Annotated in this window: 19 protein-coding genes; 17 read left to right on the top strand and 2 right to left on the bottom strand. The window is 29.9% G+C overall.

Annotated elements, in window-relative coordinates:
* The first annotated feature begins 8 nt into the window (after window positions 1–8).
* From cobN to C1715_RS16630, 6 genes are all read left to right on the top strand, one after another.
* On the top strand, window positions 9–3,863 hold the full coding sequence (gene cobN, locus C1715_RS16655; RefSeq protein ID WP_102401487.1) for a cobaltochelatase subunit CobN: 3,855 nt from the start codon (window positions 9–11) through the stop codon (window positions 3,861–3,863).
* Window positions 3,864–4,093: 230 nt separating this feature from the next.
* Window positions 4,094–5,188, top strand: a complete 1,095-nt coding sequence (locus C1715_RS16650) for a FecCD family ABC transporter permease (RefSeq protein WP_102401486.1) — start codon at window positions 4,094–4,096, stop codon at window positions 5,186–5,188.
* Between the two features lie 5 nt (window positions 5,189–5,193).
* Window positions 5,194–5,982, top strand: a complete 789-nt coding sequence (locus tag C1715_RS16645) for an ABC transporter ATP-binding protein (RefSeq protein WP_102401485.1) — start codon at window positions 5,194–5,196, stop codon at window positions 5,980–5,982.
* A gap of 114 nt (window positions 5,983–6,096) precedes the next feature.
* Window positions 6,097–7,161: an ABC transporter substrate-binding protein gene (locus tag C1715_RS16640; RefSeq protein ID WP_102401484.1), complete on the top strand. Its 1,065-nt coding sequence runs from the start codon at window positions 6,097–6,099 to the stop codon at window positions 7,159–7,161.
* Between the two features lie 542 nt (window positions 7,162–7,703).
* Complete coding sequence (locus C1715_RS16635) at window positions 7,704–8,192, top strand: LiaI-LiaF-like domain-containing protein (RefSeq protein ID WP_102401483.1); 489 nt, start codon at window positions 7,704–7,706, stop codon at window positions 8,190–8,192.
* A gap of 399 nt (window positions 8,193–8,591) precedes the next feature.
* Complete coding sequence (locus C1715_RS16630; RefSeq protein WP_102401482.1) at window positions 8,592–9,971, top strand: radical SAM/SPASM domain-containing protein; 1,380 nt, start codon at window positions 8,592–8,594, stop codon at window positions 9,969–9,971.
* 56 nt (window positions 9,972–10,027) lie between these two features.
* On the opposite strand, the gene C1715_RS16625 is transcribed toward C1715_RS16630, so the two are convergent.
* Window positions 10,028–11,149, bottom strand: coding sequence for a glycosyltransferase family 4 protein (locus C1715_RS16625; RefSeq protein WP_102401481.1), 1,122 nt, complete (start codon window positions 11,147–11,149; stop codon window positions 10,028–10,030).
* A gap of 145 nt (window positions 11,150–11,294) precedes the next feature.
* Here C1715_RS16625 and C1715_RS16620 point away from each other — a divergent pair, with 145 nt between their 5' ends.
* The 4 genes from C1715_RS16620 to C1715_RS16605 are packed head-to-tail and all read left to right on the top strand — an operon-like array spanning window position 11,295 to window position 14,332.
* Window positions 11,295–12,308, top strand: coding sequence for a CotS family spore coat protein (locus tag C1715_RS16620; protein WP_102401480.1), 1,014 nt, complete (start codon window positions 11,295–11,297; stop codon window positions 12,306–12,308).
* A 20-nt stretch (window positions 12,309–12,328) separates the two neighbouring features.
* Window positions 12,329–12,520, top strand: coding sequence for a hypothetical protein (locus C1715_RS16615; RefSeq protein WP_102401479.1), 192 nt, complete (start codon window positions 12,329–12,331; stop codon window positions 12,518–12,520).
* 12 nt (window positions 12,521–12,532) lie between these two features.
* Window positions 12,533–13,294 (top strand): hypothetical protein, encoded by a 762-nt coding sequence (locus C1715_RS16610; RefSeq protein WP_102401478.1) that lies wholly within the window; start codon window positions 12,533–12,535, stop codon window positions 13,292–13,294.
* A gap of 12 nt (window positions 13,295–13,306) precedes the next feature.
* A complete protein-coding gene (locus C1715_RS16605) occupies window positions 13,307–14,332 on the top strand; it encodes a CotS family spore coat protein (RefSeq protein WP_102401477.1) in 1,026 nt (341 codons plus the stop codon).
* A 375-nt stretch (window positions 14,333–14,707) separates the two neighbouring features.
* On the opposite strand, the gene C1715_RS16600 is transcribed toward C1715_RS16605, so the two are convergent.
* Complete coding sequence (locus tag C1715_RS16600; protein WP_102401476.1) at window positions 14,708–15,826, bottom strand: glycosyltransferase family 4 protein; 1,119 nt, start codon at window positions 15,824–15,826, stop codon at window positions 14,708–14,710.
* Window positions 15,827–15,948: 122 nt separating this feature from the next.
* Between C1715_RS16600 and C1715_RS16595 the strand changes: the two genes are divergently transcribed.
* From C1715_RS16595 to C1715_RS16565, 7 genes are all read left to right on the top strand, one after another.
* Window positions 15,949–16,956, top strand: a complete 1,008-nt coding sequence (locus tag C1715_RS16595) for a CotS family spore coat protein (protein ID WP_102401475.1) — start codon at window positions 15,949–15,951, stop codon at window positions 16,954–16,956.
* Window positions 16,957–17,085: 129 nt separating this feature from the next.
* Complete coding sequence (yabG, locus tag C1715_RS16590; protein ID WP_102401474.1) at window positions 17,086–17,958, top strand: sporulation peptidase YabG; 873 nt, start codon at window positions 17,086–17,088, stop codon at window positions 17,956–17,958.
* Between the two features lie 279 nt (window positions 17,959–18,237).
* Window positions 18,238–18,474 (top strand): Veg family protein, encoded by a 237-nt coding sequence (locus C1715_RS16585; protein WP_035294073.1) that lies wholly within the window; start codon window positions 18,238–18,240, stop codon window positions 18,472–18,474.
* A 293-nt stretch (window positions 18,475–18,767) separates the two neighbouring features.
* Window positions 18,768–20,324 carry a DUF3794 and LysM peptidoglycan-binding domain-containing protein gene (locus tag C1715_RS16580; RefSeq protein ID WP_102401473.1) on the top strand — a complete coding sequence of 519 codons (1,557 nt, stop codon included), beginning with the start codon at window positions 18,768–18,770 and terminating at the stop codon, window positions 20,322–20,324.
* A 308-nt stretch (window positions 20,325–20,632) separates the two neighbouring features.
* Entirely contained in the window at window positions 20,633–21,475 is an 843-nt protein-coding gene (ispE, locus tag C1715_RS16575) for a 4-(cytidine 5'-diphospho)-2-C-methyl-D-erythritol kinase (protein WP_102401472.1), read from the top strand.
* Between the two features lie 1,138 nt (window positions 21,476–22,613).
* Window positions 22,614–22,820: a CLC_0170 family protein gene (locus C1715_RS16570; protein ID WP_102401471.1), complete on the top strand. Its 207-nt coding sequence runs from the start codon at window positions 22,614–22,616 to the stop codon at window positions 22,818–22,820.
* Between the two features lie 23 nt (window positions 22,821–22,843).
* Window positions 22,844–24,307: a spore germination protein gene (locus C1715_RS16565; protein WP_102401470.1), complete on the top strand. Its 1,464-nt coding sequence runs from the start codon at window positions 22,844–22,846 to the stop codon at window positions 24,305–24,307.
* Window positions 24,308–24,329: the final 22 nt, after the last annotated feature.

Raw genomic sequence — 24,329 nt, 5'->3', positions numbered from 1 at the left:
GGAAGTTTATGAAAAAAATTACGGCGATAATGTGGCATACTTATGCGAATATAATGAGGCAAGCCAAAGAAAATGTTAAAGATGATTTAGAAGTAAAAGTATATTCAGCTCGTTTTTTAGATGAAGGAAAAGAAGAATTGGATAATGTGCTTAATGATATAGACAGTTCAGATTTAGTTCTTTTGTATAGATCTAATGCTGATGCAGTTTGGACGGATATAGAAGGGGCTTTAAAAAACAAAAATAGGATTGTAATTTGTCTTGCACAGGATCCAATATTGTGGGGATTATCCACTATAAATTTGGAAATAGTAGCAAAATGTAGGCCTTATATATTATATGGTGGAGTAGATAATTTTTCTGAACTTCTTAAATATATAGGCTCAGAGGTTTTAAATTTAGATTTAAAGTACAAAGAACCACTAGATTTGCCTTGGGAAGGAATATATCATCCAAGGGCACCTAAACATTTTTCTAGTATAGAAGATTATTATAGGTGGTATAAGTTAAAAGATGCCCCAACAGTAGGAATTCTCATGTCTAGGGGAAATTGGGTTAATAAAAATATAGAGCCTGAGAATAAAATTATTAATCTTCTAGAGAATAAAGGTTATAACGTTATCCCTGTTTTTGCATATTCTTTGAGAGATGAGGAATTGGGAACGAGAAGTGCAGCAGAAGTAGTGGAGAATTATTTTTTTGATTATAAGGGTTATTCACGTATTGATGGGCTTGTGAAATTAACTTGTTTTTTTCTAAATTCTAGGGCTAGAAGTAATGACTTTATAGATAAGAATATAGCAGCTAATGGAGTTGATTTGTTAGAGAGATTAAATGTTCCTGTTTTTCAGCCTATAACTTCTTTTTATAGCACTGTGGAGGAATGGGAAGAGGATCCTATGGGGCTGACTAAAGATATTTCATGGACTGTGGCTATGCCGGAATTTGAAGGGGTTATTGAACCAATAATGATTTCAGGTGCAAAAAGAGAAGGGTATTTGGAAACAAGAATGGCCATAGATGAAAGATGCTCACACCTAGTAGATAAAATACACAAATGGATTAAATTGTCTAAAAGGCCTTTGAAGGATAGGAAAGTTGCATTTATACTTCATAACAATCCTTGTGCATCGGTGGAGGCTACAGTTGGCGGAGGGGCAAATTTAGACACACTAGAAAGTGTAGCTAGAATAATGAGCAGCATGAAAGAAGCGGGGTATAGTGTGAACCCTCCCGAAAATGGTAAGGAATTGATAAATAATATTATGGATAGAAAGGCTATTTCAGAATTTAGATGGACTACTGCTGATGAAATAGTTAAAAAAGGAGGAGTTTTAAAAGCTCTTTCTGTAGATGAGTATAAAAAATGGTTTTATACTTGGTCACCTAAGGTGCAAGAAGATATTATAAAAGCTTGGGGAAATCCTCCAGGAGAAGAAGTGGATGGGGTACCAGCTTCTATGGTTTATGAGGGAAAAATTTTAATAACCGGAGTATCCTATGGAAATGCAGTAGTTTGCGTACAACCTAAGAGGGGATGTGCTGGTACAAGATGTGATGGAAAGGTTTGCAAGATACTACATGACCCAGACATTCCACCAACTCATCAATATTTAGCAACTTATAATTATTTAGAAAAAGAATTTGATGCAGATGTTTTGGTGCATGTGGGTACCCATGGAAACCTAGAATTTTTACCAGGTAAAGGAGTTGGGCTATCTAAAAACTGCTATCCTGATATAGCTATAGGAGATATACCTCATTTATACATATACAATGCGGATAATCCTCCAGAAGGAACTATTGCAAAGCGTAGAAGTTATGCTGTTTTAGTGGATCATATGCAGACTTTATTTGTAGAGGGAGGTCTATATGATGAATTGGCAGAACTGGAAAGATGTTTAGAGGATTATGAAAAAGCTAAAGTAGCGGATCCTAATCGTGCTCATACTTTAAAACATATGATCAAGGAAGAAATTGAGAAAACAAACTTAGATAAGCAAATAGCTTTAGATGGAAGTTTGTCTTTTGAAGAAATTGTTGAAAAGGCTCATGGAATTCTTTCTCTTGTTCAAAATACTGGAATTCAGGATGGACAACATATTTTTGGAGAAATACCAGAAGGAGAAAAGAAATTCCAATTTATAAATTCTATATTGAAATTTGACAGTACCGAAAAAATTTCTCTTCGTGGTGAAGTGGCTAAGAGCATGGGATTAGAAGTTAAAGATTTAATAGCTAATGGTGAAAAGTTCTCAAGTAAGTTTAGAAAATCTTATGGTGCCATTTTAGAGTACATTAGTAATGTATGCGTTATTTTAATAAAAGAACTTTTAGAGAAGGAAGAAATTACAGAAGTATTTTTTAAAGAACTATTAGAAGAAAAACTTATTAATATAAAACCATTAAAAGAAATAAATGATTTATTTACTAGAATACAAGATTTAAATAAAAGGATAGAAGAATCAAGAGAAATAGAATCTTTGCTAAGAGGATTTAATGGAAAATATATTCCTGCAGGTCCATCAGGTTTAGTTACTAGGGGAAGGGATGACGTGCTTCCTACTGGAAGAAACTTCTATTCTATAGATCCATATAGAGTTCCTACTAAGGCCTCATGGAGAGTTGGACAAATGCTTGCTAATGAGGTTTTAAAAAAACATATGGAGGAAGAGGATAGGTATCCTGAAAATGTAGCTATTCAATGGATGTGTAATGATGTTATGTGGTCCGATGGAGAGGGACTAGCTCAAATGTTATATTTGATAGGGGTAAGACCTAAATGGGCTGGCAATGGACGTGTCTGTGGTTTTGAAGTTATATCATTAGAAGAGCTGGGACGTCCAAGAATAGACTTAACTGTGCGTGTATCTGGAATTTTGAGGGATAATTTTCCGAATTCTATGGATTTATTAGATGAAGCAGTTCAAAAGATAGCTTCTTTAGAGGAGCCTCTGGAGATGAATTTTGTACGAAAACATACTTTAGAAAAATTAGATGGAGATAAAAGCGAAGAAGCTTTTAGAGATGCAACTTTTCGTATATTTGCATCCAAGCCTGGTACTTATGGGTCAGGTGTTAATTTGGCGGTTTACGCTTCAGCGTGGAAAGATGAAAAGGATCTGGCAGATATATTTGTATATTGGAATGGATATGCTTACGGAAAAGGTGTAGCTGGAAAAGAAGCTTTTAAAGAACTTCAATGGAATTTAAAAACTGTAGATATAACCTATAATAAGGTAGTTTCTGATGAGCATGATTTATTTGGATGTTGCTGCTACTTTGGAACTCAAGGAGGAATGACTGCTGCAGCAAAGGCTGCCTCTGGAAGAGATGTAAAGACTTATTATGGAGACACTAGGGAACCAGAGGTTGTGAGAGTTCGTACTTTAGCGGATGAAGTGAGAAGAGTTGTAAGGACTAAGCTTTTAAATCCTAAGTGGATTGAAGGACAAAAGAGACATGGATATAAAGGTGCTAGTGAAATATCTAAGCGTATAGGAAGAGTTTATGGCTGGGAAGCTACCACAGGACAGGTAGATGATTGGATATTTGATGACATAACAAAGAGCTTTGTATGTAATGAAGAAAATAGACAATTCTTTGAGGAAAACAATCCTTGGGCTTTAGAGGAAATAGCTAGAAGATTATTAGAAGCAGAACAAAGGGGACTTTGGAATACAGAGCCTGACCTTTTACAGGAGTTAAAGGAAAATTATATAGAAATAGAAGGATGTATAGAAGAAAAGATGGGCGATGTGGAAGGAGAATTTCAAGGAGGAAGTATAGATATTTTTACAGCTGAAGAAGTGCAGGATTGGAAAACTAAAATGAAGGAAATTAAGTATAAGCTTAAGGATTAGGAATATAGGTTGTATGCGACCATTCCTAAAACAGGGAATTGCATACAAAAGCGTTAAGGTGACATTAATATTAAACCCTAAATTCTAGCTTTAATCTAAAAGTAAGTTTTAGATATTTTAAAATATTTTGCTTACATCCACCGAGATAAACAACAGTGGTTTTCACAAATTTTCTATAAATATAGAGTTATGTAGTACAGTACATTAAATATTATGAAAGGAATTTTATTATGAAGATATCAGTGATAGATACGGAAGAGTTTTGTAGTGAAAAAGATGAATTTTACGCCAAATTTACAAAGAGAAAAATGACAATAGTTACAGGGCTTTTCATATTACTTATTTTTATAGCTATAGTATCTATTTGTGTTGGAACTGTTTCACTAAGTTTTAAAGAAACGGTAAATATTATAATTTCTAATATCTTTAATCTTAAGGGAGCAGATGCCAATGCTCTTAACAATACAGTGGTTATGAAAATAAGATTTCCAAGGGTTTTGGCAGCTATAATTATTGGAGCAAGTTTAGCAGCTACAGGAGCTGTAATGCAGGGAATTTTAAGAAATCCTTTGGTGAGTCCTTACACTCTGGGGCTTTCTTCAGGCTCTGCTTTTGGAGCAGCTTTAGCTATAGTATTAGGTGCTAGTATTTTTGGAAGTAGTTTTATTGGATTTCAAAGGTGTTTTGTGGTAATAAGTGCTTTTGTGTTTGGGCTTATAACCATGCTTTTGGTGTATTTTATTGCCAGAGTTAAGGGGCTGGAACCAGGAACTTTGATACTGTCAGGAGTGGCCATTGGATATGTGTTTTCAGCATTGGTTTCTATACTTAAATATGTATCTAATAATGAACAATTAGGTGACATTGTATTTTGGACTATGGGAGGACTTTGGCAATCTAAATGGAGTACGATTTCAATAATTTTTCCTATAACTTTAGTTTGTACTTTATTAATGATTAAATATGCTTGGGATTTAAATGCGCTTGGTACAGGAGATGAAGTGGCAGTAAGCTTGGGTATAAATGTTAATAAAGTAAGGATAGTTTGTCTTATATTATGCGCTTTATCAGCTTCAAGTTGTGTTGCTTTTGCAGGAACCATTGGATTCATTGGGCTTGTGGCTCCACATATATCTAGAATAATAATTGGCAGCGACTATAGATTTTTAATTCCATGTTCTTCTTTAATGGGAGCTTTAATTTTACTCTTTTCGGACACTTTGGCTAGAACTATTATAAGTCCTACTGAAATACCTGTAGGTATTATTACTTCACTTTTAGGTGCTCCATTCTTTATATATTTACTTATAAAAAAAAGGAGGTAAATAATGTGAAACTATCAGTTGATAATATGGTATTTAGTTATGGAAGTAATAAGGTATTAAAAGGTATAAGTTTTCGTATGGATGAAGGGGAAATTGTAAGTGTAATAGGCCCTAATGGCTCGGGAAAAAGTACTCTTATAAAATGTATAGAAGGTATATTAAAACCTGAAGTTGGAAGTGTGTATGTAGGGGATAAAGAAGCAAAGCAAATGGGTTCTAGAGAGCTTGCTAAGATAATAGGTTATGTGCCTCAAGATTGTTCAAGTGTTTTTTCTCAAAGAGTTTTTGAAACAGTTCTTATGGGTAGAAGACCTCATTTGACTTGGGGTGTTAGAAAAAAAGATGTGAATATTGTAGAAAAAATACTTGATTATATGGAAATAAGTCATTTAGCATCACGATATTTAGATGAATTAAGTGGTGGACAAAGACAAAGAGTTATCATTGCTAGAGCTTTGGCACAGGAGCCAAAAATACTTTTATTGGACGAGCCCACTAGTAATTTAGATATAAGACATCAACTGGAGGTTTTAGAAATAGTTAAAAAAATAAGCAGAGAGAGTAAAAGTTCTGTACTAATGGTTATTCACGATTTGAATTTAGCAGCTAGATTTTCAGATAAATTAATAATGCTAAAAGAAGGTAATATTTCATACATGGGAAATCCGGAAAAGGTTCTTACGGTGGAAAATATAAATGAAGTTTATGAAGTGGAATCAACTTTGGCAGATACTGATTTTGGCCAGTTTATACTTCCTGTGAGACCTTCTAGGAGAGAAGTAGTAAACTTTTAGCATAGTGTAAATGATGTAATAAATCATATACTGTATGAAACTATATGCAGTATATGTATGAAATAAATAAAATTAACGAGTGTATACATACACTGATTTTAGGAGGAATGAAATATGAAAAAATTAATCTCTTTTCTTCTAGCTATAGCAATGGTAATGTCACTGTTTGTAGCTGGATGTGGAGAAAAAAAAGTGGCAGATAACAAGGCTGCATCCAAAAAAGTATCAGCAGAAAAGAAAGAAATAGAAATAACAGATTCGCTAGGAAATAAGGTTAAGCTTCCTTCAGCTCCTAAGAAAATAGTTGTAACTAACAAAAATGTTGCGGAAGCAATTTGTGTTTTAGGGGGAGAGGATAAGATAGTTGGAGTGTCTAATGAAACTAAATTTCCTGAAAGTTTAAAGAAAAAAGAAAAAGCAGGTAAATCTTTTACACCTAATATAGAAAAAATATTAGAGCTTAAACCTGATCTAGTTATTGGATATGGAAGTTTCTTGAAAAATGGTACCGTAGACAAGCTTAAAGAAGCGGGAATACCATTTGCATCTATAGATTGTTATAAAATAGAAAAGTTAGATAATGATATAAGAGTTATTGGAAAATTGTTAGGCGAAGAGAAAAAGACAGAAGAATACTTAGGATTCATTAATAAGTACCTTAAATATGTAAATGATAAAGTGGAAAAAATAGATAAAGATAAAAGAGTTAAAGTATATTGGGAAGGATATACTGATTTTAGTACTGTTTCAAAAGGAACAGGAGGAGATGAGGTAGTATCTGCAGCAGGAGGGATAAATATTGCTGGTGAGGAAACTGTAGAATATCCCAAAGTAAATAATGAGTTTATAATTAAAAAGAATCCAGATATAGTTGTAAAAACAGCTAAAACAGCAATTTCACAAGGATACGGTGTTACAGATAAAACAAAAATAAAAGAATTTAGAGATACTTTAATGACAAGAACAGGATGGAAAGATATTAAGGCTGTTAAAAATAATAGGGTTTATGTAATTTCTAATGAAATAGCTACATCAGTACGTGGTGTGGTGGGAGTATGCTATTTAGCAAAATGGTTCTATCCAGATGAATTTAAAGATTTAGATCCAGAAGCAGTACACAAAGAGATGTTTGAAAAATTCTATAACATGGAATATAAGGGCACTTGGGTTTGTCCATAGAGAAAATGAGTCTGTGAAAAAAAGTCTGTAAATCACAAATTATAGTAGCTTTCTATGATAAAATAAAAATATCATAGGAGGCTGTTTTATTATGGGAAAAGGGAGAATCCTAGTATGCCAACATGAAGAATGTGGATAAAGAAAAAATATTTTTGTGGCTTTTTACTTATGATAATAACTATTGTTCTTTTATAAATTATGGTAATATATATATAATCATTAACCCACAAAAAGCATTATATTACTTGAATTATGAAATTTCTCTGGAATGACTTGCATAAGAAGCGAAGGAACTGTTTAAATTTAATTTTAGAAATTCTTAAATTAAATTTATTGTTCCTAGCTTTTATGCAAGTCATGGAGGAAAAATTTCATAACTCCACCACATTGTACCTTATTGTGGGTTAATCATATAATTAGTAATTTGAATTAATGACGTTATTCCCAAAAACTATGTAATCTAATACACACATTTTATGGAAGGTAGAATAAAATGATATTAATAATCATGGGGAGAATTATTGTTAAATAAGGAGGTAATAATGAAAAATTCAAAGATATTTTCAGGTATAATATTTATTTTAATTGGTGTTTTATTGCTAACTAATAAGTTTTTACCCATAAATTTATTTAATATAAATTATTTATGGCCATTGTTCATACTTATACCAGGGATTTCAATGGAGATGGGATATTTTTCTAGCAGAAGAAATCCTGGCGTTTTAGTTCCAGGTGGTATACTTACAACTATAGGATTTCTATTTTATTTTGAAATATTTACAGACTGGCGTTTTGCTGAATATACATGGCCTATATATATACTTGCAGTAGCTATAGGTTTATTTCAATTGTACTTAGCAACAGGTAGAAGAACGGGTTTATTAATACCGATATTAATATTGACTACTACTGCAGTTATATCATTTTTATCCATGATATTTAGTAATATTTTTACGTGGATAGACAGTGATTTAATTCTACCAATAATATTTATTATATTAGGTATTTATATAATAGTTAAGAAAAAATAGTATGTGTATATTAATAATTCAACTTTTGCAGTTATAAAATAAAAATTGAAAATTTACGCACAGTAAAATAATATGGATATAGAATAAATAGTTTAATATGACTATTTATTCTATATCTTTTTTTATATGGAATAATTTTTTTAGTACAAGAATAAATATTAGGTAAGGGTACTAATAGGTAACTGCATAAGGGTTTACATTAAAGTATTTACCATAAGAAATATATTATGAAATAATTAAAGATGTTTATCAATAATTATTAACTGTTTGTAAATTAATAATTAAATGCCTTGACATTAGGATAGTAAGGAATATAATGGAATTAAATTATACTGTTAAGTATAAATTATCATTCATTTTGCAATTATGTTTTTTATAATTTATTTGGGAGGAATTATTATGAATATCAAAAATACCATTGAAAAAAGTGCTAAGGCTAAGGTCATAGACACTGTAGCAGGATATTTAGAAAAAGATCCAGAAAAGAACATTGAAAAGATATTTTCTGCTATAAAGAAACTAACTAAAGATGAGCACCAAATAGAACAGATTGAATTTGTAGAGGATTATTACAAAAACAACCCAGCCACAAATAAATACATTAAGAGCATATTAACTAAGACAGATTCAAAGTGTTTAAAGAAATTCTTTGTTAACTTTTTTGCTAATGCTAACTGGTATGCAGGGCCAAAAAGAGCTAAATTTATGGAAGAAGAAAATACAAAAATACCATTTGTTATGCTTATGAGTCCTTCTATGAGATGTCCACTACACTGTGTAGGATGTTATGCATCTAGCTACAGTAAAGATGATGACATACCACCAGAAGAAGTAGAAAGATTAATAAAAGAAGCAAGAGATTTAGGTATATATTGGATAATAGTTTTAGGTGGGGAACCATTTGTAAATAGTTATTTATTAGATTTATATGAAAAATATAATGATATGATGTTTACTCCTTTTACTAGTGGAATATTTATAAATGAAGAAGTGGCAGATAGACTTAAAAAAGCAGGTAATGTATTCCCAATGCTTTCAGTAGAAGGATTTGAAGAAGACACAGATGCAAGAAGAGGAGAGGGAGCATTTAAAAAAGTTATGCATGCTATGGATTTACTTAATGAAAGAGGAGTATTGTTTGGTGTATCCACAGCAGTGACTAGAACGAATATAAATGATGTATTATCAGATAAATTTACAGATATGTTAATAGAAAGAGGTTCTAAAATGAGCTGGTATTTCTTGTTCATGCCAGTAGGTGCTAAACCAGAGTTTGATTTAACACTTACAGCAGAGCAAAGAGTTTTCCTAGGACAGAGATCAAGAGAAATAAGAAAAAATAAACCATACTTTACAATAGATTTCTTCAACGATGCACCATTTGTTGGAGGCTGTATAGCAGGTAAATACTATTTCCATGTTAACTCTAAAGAAGATGTAGAACCTTGTATATTCTCTCACTTTTCTACTGTAAACTTAAAGGGAAGACCGCTTTTAGATGCATTCAGAGATCCTTTCTTTAAGGAATTAAGAAGCAGACAACCATATAATGAGAATATGTTAAGACCATGTATGATGATAGATAATACAAATGTAATAAGGGAAGTTTGTGATACTACAGGAGCTAAGCCAACAGATGCGGGTGCAGAAGCAATGCTTCATGATGAGAAATTCCACGAAAAATTAAACGAAATGGCAGATGCATTTGCTCCATTAGCAGAAAAAGAATGGGAAGAAGTTTTTGGTAAAAAAGGTAACGATGAATTTGCAAGAGGCTAGTAAATGAAAAGTAAGAACCAAGGGGTTGATAAAAATTCCTTGGTTCTTATTTTTATTTAAAAATTATTTATTATTTTATTGTAAGCTTCTAGTGTTAATTGAGCTGTCCTGCGCCAGGAAAAATTTTTTGCTCTATTTAATGCTTTTGTTTTGAGCTTTTCTCTAATAGATGTATTATTCAAAACATTACATAGAGTTGTGGATATTTCATCCAAATTCAGAGGATCTATTAAAACCGCACCATCACCTACTACTTCAGGTATGGATGTGGCATTAGAGGTTATAACAGGAGTACCACAGCTCATAGCTTCTAAGGGTGGAAGTCCAAAACCTTCATAAAGTGATGGATATACAAAAACGTCACAGGCATTATAAAATACTGGGAGAAATCTATCTTCTATAAAACCTGTAAATATTACTTTCTCCTCAATATTTAAATCTTTACATAGTTTAACAAGTGGTTTTCCTTCTTCTTTATAGGAACCTAAAATAACTAAATTATATTCTTCTTTCAAATTTTTATATGTTTTTGCAAAGGAGATTATAAGCGATTTAATATTTTTTCTTTGACTAAAACCTCCTAGGTATAAAATGAAAGGCTTCTTAATATTGTATCGTCTTTTTATAATATACGTACACCTATCTTTTCTGTAAGGTTTATATCTGAAATTAGCAGCTAAAGGAGTTACAAATATTTTTTCTGGATTAATAGGGAAATATTTCAAAATATCTTTTTTGGAAAATTCTGAAACAGTTATTATTCCATTACAATTATTAATTATATAAGGCATTTCTTTTAAAAATTTAGTTAAATACCCCTTTCCTACAGTGTGTGGCATGGTATAAGGAATTAAATCATGTATGGTAGCTACTGTTTTACATTTTATATCAGGAGTAAATCCTATACCATTTTGAGGTATATGATATAAATCTGAATGATTTTTTTGGAGATTGCAAGGAAAATAATTATGTTCGAAAAATCTCTTGTGTTTTTTGGAGGTCATTAGAATTTTTGTATTGTCCTTTTGAAGAGAATTGTAATTATTTCCAGACCAGTATATATTATAAAAATTAGTACTATCTATTTGTATCAGTTCTTTTATTAAATTTTCTGTATAGGTACCTATACCTGTTCCACTGTACCAGGTGGCACCTCTTCCATCAATTGAAATTTTCATTTAATCCTCTCCTTTTCGTAGAACAAAATGTTCTTAATTTAATAATATTTTAATTTAAGTGATTATATGATATAGAGAAGAGAATTTTAACATATTTAAACATATTCACATATAATACTTATAGAATAATGCCTTGGAGGAAAAAGTGTCAGAGAGTGATATTACAAGTATTATAGAAGAATATTATGGAATCTTTCCCGAGTCTATAGAAAAGATTAAAAATGTTTATAAAATTATATGTAAGGATAACTGTTATTGTTTTAAAGTTATAAAATATAGTTTTGAACACTTTTTATTTATAATAAGTGCTATGATACACCTAAAAGAAAGTGAATTTAGCAAAATTCCTGAGATTATACTTACTAGTACAGGGGAATATTACGTGAAAGTTAATGAAGCGCATGGCTATTTAACACCTTGGATAAAATCGAGACATTGTAATTATGAATGTGAAGAAGATATAAAAATAGCTACTGTTAAGCTAGCAGAACTTCATTTGAAAAGCAGAGGATTTAAGGTTACGCATAATATGAAACCTAGAATTGGGTGGCTTAGATGGATTAAAATATATAGTACTCGTAGGGATGAAATACTTGATTTCAAAAGAAGAATATTTAAAAAGGAAAAGATAACGGAATTTGATAACATGTATTTGCAAGTAATGGATGAAGAATTGGAAAGAGCAGAGAAGGCTATAGAAAATTTAAAAAACAGTGAGTATATTAATGTGATGAAGGAACATATGAAGGAAAAAGAATTTTGTCATCACGATTTTGCCCACCATAATGTCCTTATAACAGAGGATAATCAGATATATATAATTGATTTTGATTATTGTATTTTGGATACTCATCTGCATGACCTTTCTAGCATAATGATAAGAGTTATGAAAAATGGTAAATGGTCTTTAAATAAAGCTAGTTTTATATTGGATTGTTATAATTCCATAAATAGAATAGAAGAAAGAGACATACCTATAATGGCTGCTTTTATGGAATATCCACAGTCCTACTGGCAACTTGGAATACAGTATTATTGGGAAAAACAACCTTGGGGAGAAGAAGTGTTTATAAACAAATTGCAGAATATTAAAAAAGATAGGGAAAGAAGAGAAGAATTTATAGAAAATTTTAGAAAGGACAATATTATATGTATTTGAGATTTTAAGGAGGGATAATTGTGGCTAAAAAAGAAAAAGAAGACATAATTAAAGATAAAGACAATGAAAATATTCAGGAATATGATAAGATTTTAAACACATTAAAAAATGATGTAGATAAATTAAAGGCTATAAAAAGAAGAAAAAAGAAGATTAGAAAATTGGAAAGAGAAAAAAAGGAGATAATGAAAAAGATAAATAAAAATAATTAATGAGGTGTGCCTATGCAAGGAATGTTTTATAGAAGTGTAAAAGAATATATAGAAGATAAAGGCATAAAAATAGTAGAAGAAGTAGAGTTTCATAAAAAAAAAATTAGTGCAATCGATGAAAAAGATGTAGAGAAGCAATTAAAATTAATAAGTGATTTTCACATAAAGATGAAAAAATGTGATGAATATATATTAGAGCGCATAGGTAATGAAACCGGAAAATTAGTGGAACGTTTTAAGATAGAATTAAAAGGTGCAAAAAAAATAATAGAAGATATACAAAAAAATGAATCTAGAAGTGATATTGAAAATATCATTATAAACAAAGGGCGTTATATCTTAAATACTGGAGAAAAATGCATACAAAATATATATTCTAACGGCTATATAGATACTATTGTTAGAAGTATGGATCAGGTAGAATTTTGTTTAGAAGATGTATATTTTAATAATTTAAGTGAGAAAGATGGTATACTTCAAGTAAAAAACATAAAAAAAATAAGTTATAACACTGTAGAAATGGATGCTTTTAATTTACTTAGCAAACTTAAGAGAAAGGGCTTAATTATGGATTGGAGTAGTTTAATAACATCTTTTTGTTATTTTGAAAATTTAAATTCCAACAGTGGTGAAATTATTCGTTGGCTTATGAATTATCCTTATGACTTTGTAAAGTGTTGTAATTTATATAGAAGGCCAAAGAAAAGATGGAATGATGAAAAATATAAAAAGAAGTTATTAGCTGCTATTGAACAGGCAGGAAACATGGTGTAAAGAGGTGGATTTATGGTTAATAGCAAAAATGACTGTCATGAAGAATTATGTGAATATGATTTAGATGTAAATCTATTTAAAAAATTTGGACTTTCAGTGTATGAAGTGGTACCTATAAGAAAAGCTTTTATATTATGTACAGATCAAGGAAATAAAATTTTAAAAAAGGTTAATTATTCTTTAGAAGAACTAAAATTTATATATAATTCTTTAAATTATATAAATAGAAGTTTTAATAGAACTATGAGTTTTGTAACAACATTGGATGGGGATATATATACTTTATGGAATAATGAAGTATATTTTATAATGGATTTAGTTAAAGGGCGCGAAAGTGAATTTAGTAATCCTGTAGATTTAAACATTACATCTCAAAGCTTAGCTCAATTTCATAAAGCAGGAGAGGGAATAAATTCTTATGTTAATTTTAAAAATAGAAACAATTGTGGGAATTTTATAGATACTTTGAAAAGGAAAAAAGAAGAGATGGTGTTTTTTAAAAGTATATCTAATCTTTATGAGGAGAAAAATGAATTTGATGAAGTGTTTTTAAAGAATGTAGATTGTAATATATATAGCGCAGAAAAAAGTATAGAAATACTAGAAAACTCAAAATACTATAAACTATGTGGTGAGGAAAATAAGGTAGTTTTATGCCATCATGATTTAGCTCATCATAATGTAATAATAAAAGGAAATAAGGGATATTTCATAGACTTTGATTACTCAATAATAGATTTAAAAGTACATGATTTATGTAACTATATAACTAAAGCTGTTAAGAATTCTGGGTATCATATAGAAAAGGCTAAAGATATATTAAATGAGTATGGAAAAATTAATTCTATAGATGAAGATGAAATGAAGGTTTTATATGGAATGCTTATTTTTCCTGAGGATTTTTATTCTATATCTAGAGACTACTACACTAAGAGAAAGGAGTGGACATTAGATACATTTGTAAGCAGAATAGAGAAGAAGACATATTTAAGTAAAGATAAAAGTGATTTTATTTCTGAATTTGAAAAGCTAATTTAACAACAATGACTTAATTCATCAATCCTTAGTTTCTAATGATTAATTGCTATTCTAGAGTTTTTAACTCAACTTTCGCACATAAAGTTCAAGCTCTACATTAGATTAATAAGGGTTTTTAATTTAAAATTTAGAATGTAAAATAGGAATTTGTAGAGTAGGTAAGAGGTAAAAAGTAAGAAGTAAGAGTGAAAAGGTAAGAACTAATAGGTAAAAAGTAAGAGCTCTTGAAAAATTCAGCAAAGTTGAATTTTTACTGAAGAGGGTTTAGTCAGGGGTTGTCTATCCTTGGGTACTAGGTTCTAGGATAAATGGATGAGTTAATTGAATCGTATACTAGAACCTAGAAATAGTAACCTAGAATTTAATAATAAGTATTTAACATTGGTTTTTAATTTTCTCATATATGGCCAATGTTTTTTTTGCTGTAGATTTCCAGTTTAAACTTTTACTTTTAGCATATCCTCTAAGAATTAAGTTTTTTCTTAAAAGTTCATTTTCTAAAACTTCCTCCATGGAACTGCAGATGGCATCTATATCTTCTGGATTTATTAAATATGCAGCGTTCTCTAAAATTTCGGGTATAGATGTTCTATTTGAGGCTATAACAGGAGTACCACAAGCCATAGCTTCTATAGGAGGAAGACCGAACCCTTCGTATAGTGATGGATACACAAATAATTTTGCAGCATTATAAAATATAGGAAGATGTTCTATTGGAATAAAACCAGTAAATATTACTTTATTTTCTATGTGAAGATCCATGGCTTTTTGCTTATATAAATTATATGATTTTCCTTTTTTTCCTCCTATGATTAATTTAAAATTGTTTTTATATTTTAATTTGCTAAAAGCCTCTATAAGGCCAATTATATTTTTCCTTGGACTAAAGCCACCTATATAAAGAATAAAATCTTCTTCTATTTTATAAATATTTTTTATGAATTCTTTAGAAAAAGCCTTATTTAAGGGTCTGTATATATCCTCGCTGGCAAGATAAGTTACGTGTATTTTTTCTTCAGGGTAATTTAAATTTTCCACTATATCTTTTTTTGAGTAATTAGAAACTGTTATTATGGAATCGCAGTGATTTACAATGTATTTAATTTTTTCAAAAAAGATAGCTAAATATTGTTCACTAACAGTGTTTGGCATCTTACAAGGTATAATATCATGTAAGGTAATTATAAACGGACAATTCTTTTGTTTTGGAAGTCCTATGCCATTTTGAGGCACGTGGTATATACATAAATTATCCTCATATATTTCATTTGGAGTATTAACATCGTCCCAAAAGTTTTCTTTTTTATTACTAAATATATTCTTTATAATAAAATTTTTATTAAAGTTTATGTAGTTATTATCTTTTGGCATATATAGAATATAATTATTATCCCTATCAAACTCATTTAAAGAGCTTATAAGCTCATAAGTATAAGTTCCTATACCTGTGCCCCTATACCATTTTGCAGCTCTAGAATCAATCCCTATATTCAAAATATTCTCCCCTCGTAAATATGCTATATTTAATTTTATTAAAGTGCATACCATATTTATGATAAAAATTAAAGTATAAAATAAAAATCTCTCTCATATAGATTAAATGGGGGTGATAAACAATGATGAGAGAATTTGAAATTGAAAGACAGTTTGGTATTAAAATTCAAAGCATTAAACCTAATAAGGGAGTTTATTATTTAAAAACAGATAAAGGTAACAGATGTTTAAAGAAAATTAATTATGGTATACAGAAACTATATTTTGTTTATGGAGCTAAAGAACATCTGCTTAAAAACGGATTTGATAATATAGATAGATATTGTTTAAATACAGAAGGAGAACCATATGCTTTAGTGAATGAAGATATATACACTCTTTCTAATTGGATTGAAGGAAGAGAATGCAATTTTCATGACTTAGATGATGTGTCCAAGGCTGCAGCTAATCTAGCAAAAATGCATATTTCAAGTACAGGCTATGAACCACCGGAAAATAGTAAATTGAAAACAGATTTAGGAAGATGGCCATATTTGATGGAGAAAAGAGTAAAAAGTTTTGATAAAATGAGAAGTATAGTTAGAAAGAAAAAAAGCAAAAAAGGCGAGTTTGATTTAGCTTATATAAAGAACATGGACTTTTATAAGGAAATGGGCAAAAGGGCTATTAAGGTTTTAGAAGATTCGGAGTATATTAATTTATGTTCTATAGCTGAGGAGAAAAAAACTTTTTGTCATCATGACTACACTTATCATAATATAATAGTAGATACACAAGAAAAATATAATATAATAGATTTTGATTATTGTAAAAGGGAACTAAGGACATATGACATTGCAAATTTTATAACTAAGGTTTTAAAGAGAAATGAATGGAACATAGATTATGCAAAAAATATAATTGATAACTATAATTCTGTCAATGCTCTAAGGGAGGAGGAATACAGAGTACTTTTTGCATTTTTATTGTTTCCTCAAAGATTTTGGAGACTTTGTAATAGATATTATTACAATGAAATAAATTGGATACAAAATGCTTTTTCAACAAAAATGATTAAACTGGAGGCAGAAAAAGAGGATTATATGAAATTCATAGAAGAGTTTAAAAAGGAATACAATCAAAAGGAGTAGTTTGTTGAAAATATTAGTTTTCATGTAGACAAAAACGCTATAAAATATGGCGTTTTTGTTTTTTTTAACACCAAAAGGGACTCTTTTGCATATAAATATAGAGTAGCCATATATTTAGGAGGTTTATATATGGAGATTGGAGATATAGTAGTAAGAAAATCCTATGGCAAGGACATAACTTTTAAAGTCATTGATATAAGGGAAGAAAAAGGAAAAAAAATTTATATATTAAAAGGAATTAACATTAGAATTATTGCAGATTCACCAGAGGAAGATTTAGAAAGGACAGATTCAGAAGAGGCAGGAAAAAAAGATGAAGTTTTCAATAGAAAGGTTAAAGAATCCATAAAGAATATATTGACTTCTAGGTCTGAATCAGTAGAAGTTATGAGTGGACTTACACTTAAAAATAAAGAGCTGAAAAATAAAGAATTGTATTTTGGAAGACCGGGTAAAGTGTTACATTTAGATGGGGATTCTCAGTATTTAGAGATATGTATGAAAACTTATAAGAGAATAGGCATAGATGTGGTAGGAAAAGTTATTTCAGAAAAGGAACAGCCTTCAAAAGTAGTAGAATTAGTAAAGGAGTTTAAACCAGATATAGTAGTTATAACAGGTCATGATGGAATGTTAAAAGATACTAAAGATTATATGGACTTAAATAATTATAAGAATTCTAAGTATTTTGTTGAAAGTGTTAGTGAGCTTAGAAATTATGAAAGAGGGTACGATGAACTAGTTATATTTGCAGGAGCTTGTCAGTCATGTTATGAAGCTATATTGGGGGCAGGGGCTAACTTTGCCAGTTCTCCTAATAGAGTATTAATACATTGTTTAGATCCGGTTTTTGTATGTGAAAAGGTGTCTTATACTAATATAGAAAAAATAGTTTCTATAGAAGAAGTAATAGAAAATACAATTACAGGTACAAAAGGTATAGGAGGACTTCAAACCAGAGGAAAGTACAGGGAGGGGTTCCCGAAGTCACCATATGTCTAAAAAATAAGATATTTTTTGGTGTTGGAGACTAGGTATTAATAAAAACAATATTAATAGAGAATATAAAATATGCATTCGGTTAATAATATAAAGGTAGTATGCAAAAGATAGCAAATTTCCTATGTAAATACTGTTACAGGGAATGTTAACTAAAGAGAAATAGAAAATTAATAAAATTTTAATATTGACAAGTCTTTTACATTGATGATAAAATAATAAGTTATTTGACAAAAGTTTAAAAGTATACTATAATTTATAATAGAGAAAGAGGGTGTTGATATGCAGGGGAGAGATGTATTAGCTTCTATCAAAAATGAGATTGATAAGCATATAGGAGAAAAAGTGACACTAAAGGCTAACGGTGGAAGAAAAAAAGTGTTCATAAAAAATGGAATCATAGAAGAAACATATCCTAGTATATTCATCGTTAGATTAGAGAATGACACCCAAAGGAGAGTATCATATAGTTATTCTGATGTTTTGACGAAAACAGTACAATTAAATTTTGTAGGGTAATATATTTTATAAAAAGTACTAATTTAGTGCTTTTTATTTTTTGCAAAAAAGAGAAAGATGGAGGGTGCCATCTTTCAACTATGGTATAAAAGGGTATTGAGAATTTATGAGAGGTTATATGGTCAACAACCATTTAATATAATACGTCAAAAAAAGATATTTGTCAACAAAAAAATACTGTAATAAATATTAATTTGTCAATTATAGTTTGAAAAAAATTACGATAGTCTATCATACTTTACCTCTTTTTTTTATATAAATTAATAGTAGGTAGTAAAGGGAGGTAAAGGATAATGGAACTTGTAAGAGAAAACATAGAATACGAACAGCTGTTAGGTGAAAATGCTGTAGACACAGTAGTAAGACAAGAATTTATAATACCAGACACTCATCCTGATGTGGAAGAAATACTTATGGTTGAAGCTAATCCTTTAGTAATTAGTAGGGAAATTATGCAAGATAAGATTTATATTGAAGGTCAAGTTGAATATAATGTAATGTATTTAGCAAAGGGAGAAAGAGGAAATGAAGCTTTTAATGTGAGTTACATGGGTAAATTCTCCAATGCTATTGAGCTTAAGGGTGCTGAAAGAGATATGATGTGTGACGTGGAAAGCTACGTAGAACATATGGAATGCGCCATAGCAAATGAAAGAAAGGTATCCATAGAAGGGATAATCCAGTTAAAGGCAGCGGTTTATAAAAATTATAGCTTCAATATAGTAAAAGATATAAGCGGAGACGAAAAAGTACAACTACTTAAGAATCCAGCATCTGTAGATAAAATAGTTTCTGTTATACCTTGTGAGATCATAGGAAAATGTCGTATGCAAATCCCTATGGATAACCTAGAGATAAGTGATGTTATTAAATGTGATGTAGACATTCATAAAGAGGAAGTAAAGCTTTATGACGGAAAACTTAAAGTAGAAGCAATGGCTCGCGTAGAAGTTCTATATAAGAGTAAAGATAGTAGAGAAATAAATCATTTAGAAGAGGATATTTTCCTAAGTAAAGAGGAAGAAAATGAAAATATAAGAGTTGATATGCGAGACTATACAGATTATAAATTAGATGCTATAAATGTAGAAATAAAGGAAGATGATTTAGGAGAAAAAAGAGTTATTGATGTAGAGATTTTAGTGAAAACAAATACTAAGCTTATGTATAAAGAAGAAATAGATATGATAGAAGATGCATATTCACCAGAATTGATGCTTAATATTGAAAGAAAAAATTATTTATTAAATGTTATACATGGTCAAACCTGGTGTGGAACTGTAGTAAAAGGCGACATGGCAATAGAAGAAAATATGCCTAATCCAAATAAAGTTATAATGAGCTTTGGAGAAGTTTGTGTAACAGATAAGAAATTGGTAGAGGATAAAGTAATAGTAGAGGGAGTTGTGGATGTAAAGGTACTTTATAAGTCTGATGACGAAAATAAGTATATTTACAGTATAAAGGATGCAATACCATTTACATGCACTGCTGAAGTTCCAGGAACTAAGATAGATATGAATTGTATAGCTAAAGCTAAATTGGAGAGTATAGAAGCCAATGTTGAACCAGGAAATATATCAGTTAAAGCATTAGTCAATGTATATGTTAGAGTTAATTATATTACTAATAAAGATTTTATAGTTGATATAAAAGTTGAAGAAAATGGGGTTCCTCAAAAGAAAGCTAGTATAACTATTTATGTGGTACAAAATGGAGATACTTTATGGAAGATAGCTAAGAAATATAACTGTAAGATGGAAGATTTATCTAATATAAATGCCATAGATGATGTGAATATGATAAAAGTTGGGGATAAGCTTATAATACCAGGAAGAGCGGTGATTTAGTTGGCCAGTTTGTTAGTTGGCTAGAGGGCCAGAGCCTAAAGGCAGGGTGCTAGGGTGCCAGAGATAATGAGGATTTTTCTACTTAAATAAAAAATAGGGCTTTTTCTATTTAGTTAAGGAAAGGGCTCTATTTTTTTCTTTTGTAGGTGGAAATAGTGCATAGTGCGTGTGAGTGGTGGTGATTTAAATTATGAATTATAGGCTGATTAAATCTATGAAACATAAGTTATTATTTTGTGCTATAATTTAATCCGTAAAGTGTTTATTGAAAATTTGAATTTTATGATTGATGATTTGGAGGATTAAAGATGTTAATGAAGGCTTATGCCAAAATAAATATTTCTCTAGACGTAGTTGGAAAGAGAGCAGATGGATACCATTTACTTAAGATGATAATGCAGAATATAGATTTGTACGATATTATTAGGGTGGAAAAAAGAAATGAGGGTATAAGTATAGGATGTGATAAAACTTATGTACCTTTAGATGAAAGAAATATAGCTTATAAAGCTGCTAGGCTGTTTTTAGATACTTACAATATAGATGGGGGTGTAGAAATCTGTATTAAGAAAAATATACCGGTTTCTGCAGGCTTAGCAGGGGGGAGTACTGATGCTGCTGCGGTTTTAAAGTGCATGAGGAATATATATGAAGTGGATGTTTCTGATAAAGAACTAATGAATTTGGGTGTCAAAATAGGTGCAGATGTGCCTTATTGTATATTAGGAGGTACGGCTCTTTGTGAAGGTATTGGCGAACTGATAACTCCGCTAAAACCTTTTAAGAATAAAATATTAGTACTTGTAAAACCTAATTTTGGAGTATCTACAAAAGAAGTTTATAAGTCTTTAAATATAGAAAAGATATATAAGCACCCAGAAACAGAAAATTTAATTAAGTATATGGAAAGGGAAGATTTGATTTCCTTAAATAGAAATATGAAAAATATACTTGAAAATGTAACTATAAAGAATAATCCTACCATAAAGAAAATAAAGATGCGAATGATGAATTTAAATGCATTAGGTAGTTTAATGAGTGGAAGTGGACCAAGTGTATTTGGTTTCTTTGATGATATGCTCACTGCTCAGAGATGCTATGAGGAATTGAAGAAGGATTATAGTGAGGTTTTTATAACTAGAACTATATAAATACAGTTTAAATTTAAAAATTTCAATTTTATTATGTAACTGCAAAAGTTGAGTTATTAATTTCTAATATTAGAACATAGTATGAATAATTAATTTATTCAATTTTCGCACATAAAGTTAAAGCTCTATATTAGATTAATAAGGGTTTAAAATTTAGAATATAAAATAGGAATTTGTGGAGTAGGTAAAAAATAAAAAGTAAGAGTGAAAAAGTAAGAACTAATAGGTAAAAGGTAAGAGTTTCTTTAAAAAATTCAGCAAAGCCGAATTTTTACCATAACTCTTACTTCTTAGCTCTTACCTATTATTTACCTGCAAATTTTATATTTTTATTTTATAACTACGAAAGTTGAATAATTTACAAATGATAGATTAATTAAATAAAAAAACAAACAAGGAGCGTTTTCAGCTGAAACTGAGAATGCTCCTTCTTTTATTGTCTGTTTTTGATCTACTATTTCTCTTTTCACTTATTAACTCAACTTTCGCACATAAAGTTCAAGCTCTACATTAGATTAATAAGGGTTTTTAATTTAAAATTTAGAATGTAAAATAGGAATTTGTAGAGTAGGTAAGAGGTAAAAAGTAAGAAGCAAGAAGTAAAAAGTAAGAGGTAAAAAGTAAGAACTAATAGGTAAAAGGTAAGAGTGAAAAGGTAAGAACTAATAGGTAAAAGGTAAGAGCTCTTGAAAAAATTCAGCAAAGCTGAATTTTCAGCACAACTATTACTTATTAACTGTTACTTACAAATTAATTATAAAAAACTCTTTGAGTTTTATCCTTAACTCTTACTTCTTAGCCTTTACTTCTTAGTTATTAGCTCTTACCTATTACTTACCTGTAAATTTCAAATTTTATATTTTTATTTTATAACTGGGAAAGTTGAATTATTAATTATTTAGTTTTTTTCACCTAACCTCTATCAGCTAATGCTTGAACTATATTAGATTGTACAAACTAATATTTAGCCTACGAAAATCAGTATCTAATATAGTATTCAGTATTGAATTTCTATGTAAGGACATAATTATATTAATTCAAAAAACAAGTATATTTTGGGTTAAGTGTGAAAAGATAAAATATGTGATTGATTTAGCTTTGGATTAGAAGTAAACAAATGGGATATGGGGGTGCTATTGTGAAAAAACTATTTATAGTTTTAGATTTATTTAATATTTATTTTTTAATACTGATTTTCATACAGGGGTGTGTTTTGATATTTTATGATTACAATTCTTTTAAAGCACTTAATAAATTTTCTTTGGCTAAAAAGAGTAGATATTTAGGATATTCAGTGACAACCATTGGAATTTTATTATTTATAGTTAGAAGAGTTGTACTTTAGCAAATGTACTGGAGGTGTGTGGTTTGAAGGAAGAGATTAGAGATAAAATATCCATAAACTCTAGAGAAAATGTTAAATATATAAAAGAAATATTAAAGGATAATTCAGACATAGTTTATAGGGAATTTTTTATTTGTAAAAATCTAAGAGGTGCTTTAGTATACATAGATGGTATGGCAGATAAATTATTATTAGATGATTATGTGCTGCAAAATATTATGTTAGAAGATGAGGATATAATAAATGCCGCGGAGATAAAGGACAAAATATTATCGGTTTCTGATTTAAGGGAAGTGGATAAATTAAGTGAAGGTGTGAATGCATTTTTATCTGGAGATACCCTTTTATTTATAGATAATTTAGAAGAAGCGTATGTATTGGCAACTAGATTTTGGCCAGCTAGAGGGGTTAGCGAGCCCTCGGGAGAAACGGTAGTAAGGGGCTCGAGAGAGGGATTTACAGAAACTATTAGATTTAATACTGCTTTGGTTAGAAGAAGAATAAGGGATACAAGATTTAGAATAAAGGCAGTCACCCTAGGGGTTAGATCTAAAACTGATACAGTAATTATGTATATAGATGACATAGTTAGAGATGGATTAGTAGAAGAAGTAGAAAATAGAATAAATAAAATAAATATAGATGCAATATTAGATAGCGGATATGTGGAGCAACTTATAGAGGATAATAAAAGATCTATATTTCCACAAGTACAAAGTACAGAAAGACCGGATGTGGTGGCAGCAGCTTTGTATGAAGGAAGAGTAGCTATAATGGTGGATAATTCACCTTTTGCACTAGTAGTACCAGCTACTTTACCTAATTTATTTCAATCTCCTGATGACTATTACCAAAGATGGATAAGTTCCTCTGTAGTTAGAGTAATAAGGATATTAGGAATTATTTTATCACTTATTATGCCAGCTTTGTATGTAGCGGTAACATCTTTTCATACAGATATTATACCTACAAAACTAGCATATTCTATAGCTGCCACAAGAGAAGGAGTGCCTTTTCCAGCTTTCATTGAAGCTATAATAATGGAAATAAGTTTGGCTTTTTTAATGGAATCCATAGTAAGACTTCCTAAACCTATGGGGGCTACCATAGGAATTGTGGGTGGTCTTATTATAGGGCAAGCAGCAGTAAGTGCTGGTATTGTAAGCCCTATAATGATAATAATAGTTGCAGTTACAGTAATTACAAGCTTTATGACGCCAAACTATGAAGTGTCTTCAGCATTTAGAATAGTTAGGTTTCTTCTTATAATAGCAGCTTCTATTGTGGGATTATATGGAATAGTTTTAGGATTGGTATTATTAGTAGTACATTTAGTAAAATTAAAAAGTTTTGGTGTATCGTATTTATCACCAGCAGTAAATTCTAATACTAGAGATTTAAAAGATTTTATTATTAGATTTCCAACGGATAAAATGAAAAAAAGGCCTAGATATATGAGAACTAAGGATAAAATAAGACAGAAATAGATGAAAGAAGGTGAACCTTGCT

This window comes from Haloimpatiens massiliensis (genome assembly GCF_900184255.1).
GTDB lineage: Bacteria > Bacillota > Clostridia > Clostridiales > Clostridiaceae > Haloimpatiens > Haloimpatiens massiliensis.
The sequence above is the reverse complement of the archived record's forward strand: the minus strand, read 5'-3'. Positions and strand labels throughout refer to the sequence as shown.

What these genes read in the sequence shown, in the direction of transcription:
- cobN (WP_102401487.1), top strand. Translation starts at nt 9, where the DNA reads ATGAAAAAAATTACGGCGATAATGTGGCATACTTATGCGAATATAATG.
- C1715_RS16650 (WP_102401486.1), top strand. Translation starts at nt 4,094, where the DNA reads ATGAAGATATCAGTGATAGATACGGAAGAGTTTTGTAGTGAAAAAGAT.
- C1715_RS16640 (WP_102401484.1), top strand. Translation starts at nt 6,097, where the DNA reads ATGAAAAAATTAATCTCTTTTCTTCTAGCTATAGCAATGGTAATGTCA.
- C1715_RS16635 (WP_102401483.1), top strand. Translation starts at nt 7,704, where the DNA reads ATGAAAAATTCAAAGATATTTTCAGGTATAATATTTATTTTAATTGGT.
- C1715_RS16630 (WP_102401482.1), top strand. Translation starts at nt 8,592, where the DNA reads ATGAATATCAAAAATACCATTGAAAAAAGTGCTAAGGCTAAGGTCATA.
- C1715_RS16625 (WP_102401481.1), bottom strand. Translation starts at nt 11,149, where the DNA reads ATGAAAATTTCAATTGATGGAAGAGGTGCCACCTGGTACAGTGGAACA.
- C1715_RS16610 (WP_102401478.1), top strand. Translation starts at nt 12,533, where the DNA reads ATGCAAGGAATGTTTTATAGAAGTGTAAAAGAATATATAGAAGATAAA.
- C1715_RS16605 (WP_102401477.1), top strand. Translation starts at nt 13,307, where the DNA reads ATGGTTAATAGCAAAAATGACTGTCATGAAGAATTATGTGAATATGAT.
- C1715_RS16595 (WP_102401475.1), top strand. Translation starts at nt 15,949, where the DNA reads ATGATGAGAGAATTTGAAATTGAAAGACAGTTTGGTATTAAAATTCAA.
- yabG (WP_102401474.1), top strand. Translation starts at nt 17,086, where the DNA reads ATGGAGATTGGAGATATAGTAGTAAGAAAATCCTATGGCAAGGACATA.
- C1715_RS16585 (WP_035294073.1), top strand. Translation starts at nt 18,238, where the DNA reads ATGCAGGGGAGAGATGTATTAGCTTCTATCAAAAATGAGATTGATAAG.
- C1715_RS16580 (WP_102401473.1), top strand. Translation starts at nt 18,768, where the DNA reads ATGGAACTTGTAAGAGAAAACATAGAATACGAACAGCTGTTAGGTGAA.
- ispE (WP_102401472.1), top strand. Translation starts at nt 20,633, where the DNA reads ATGTTAATGAAGGCTTATGCCAAAATAAATATTTCTCTAGACGTAGTT.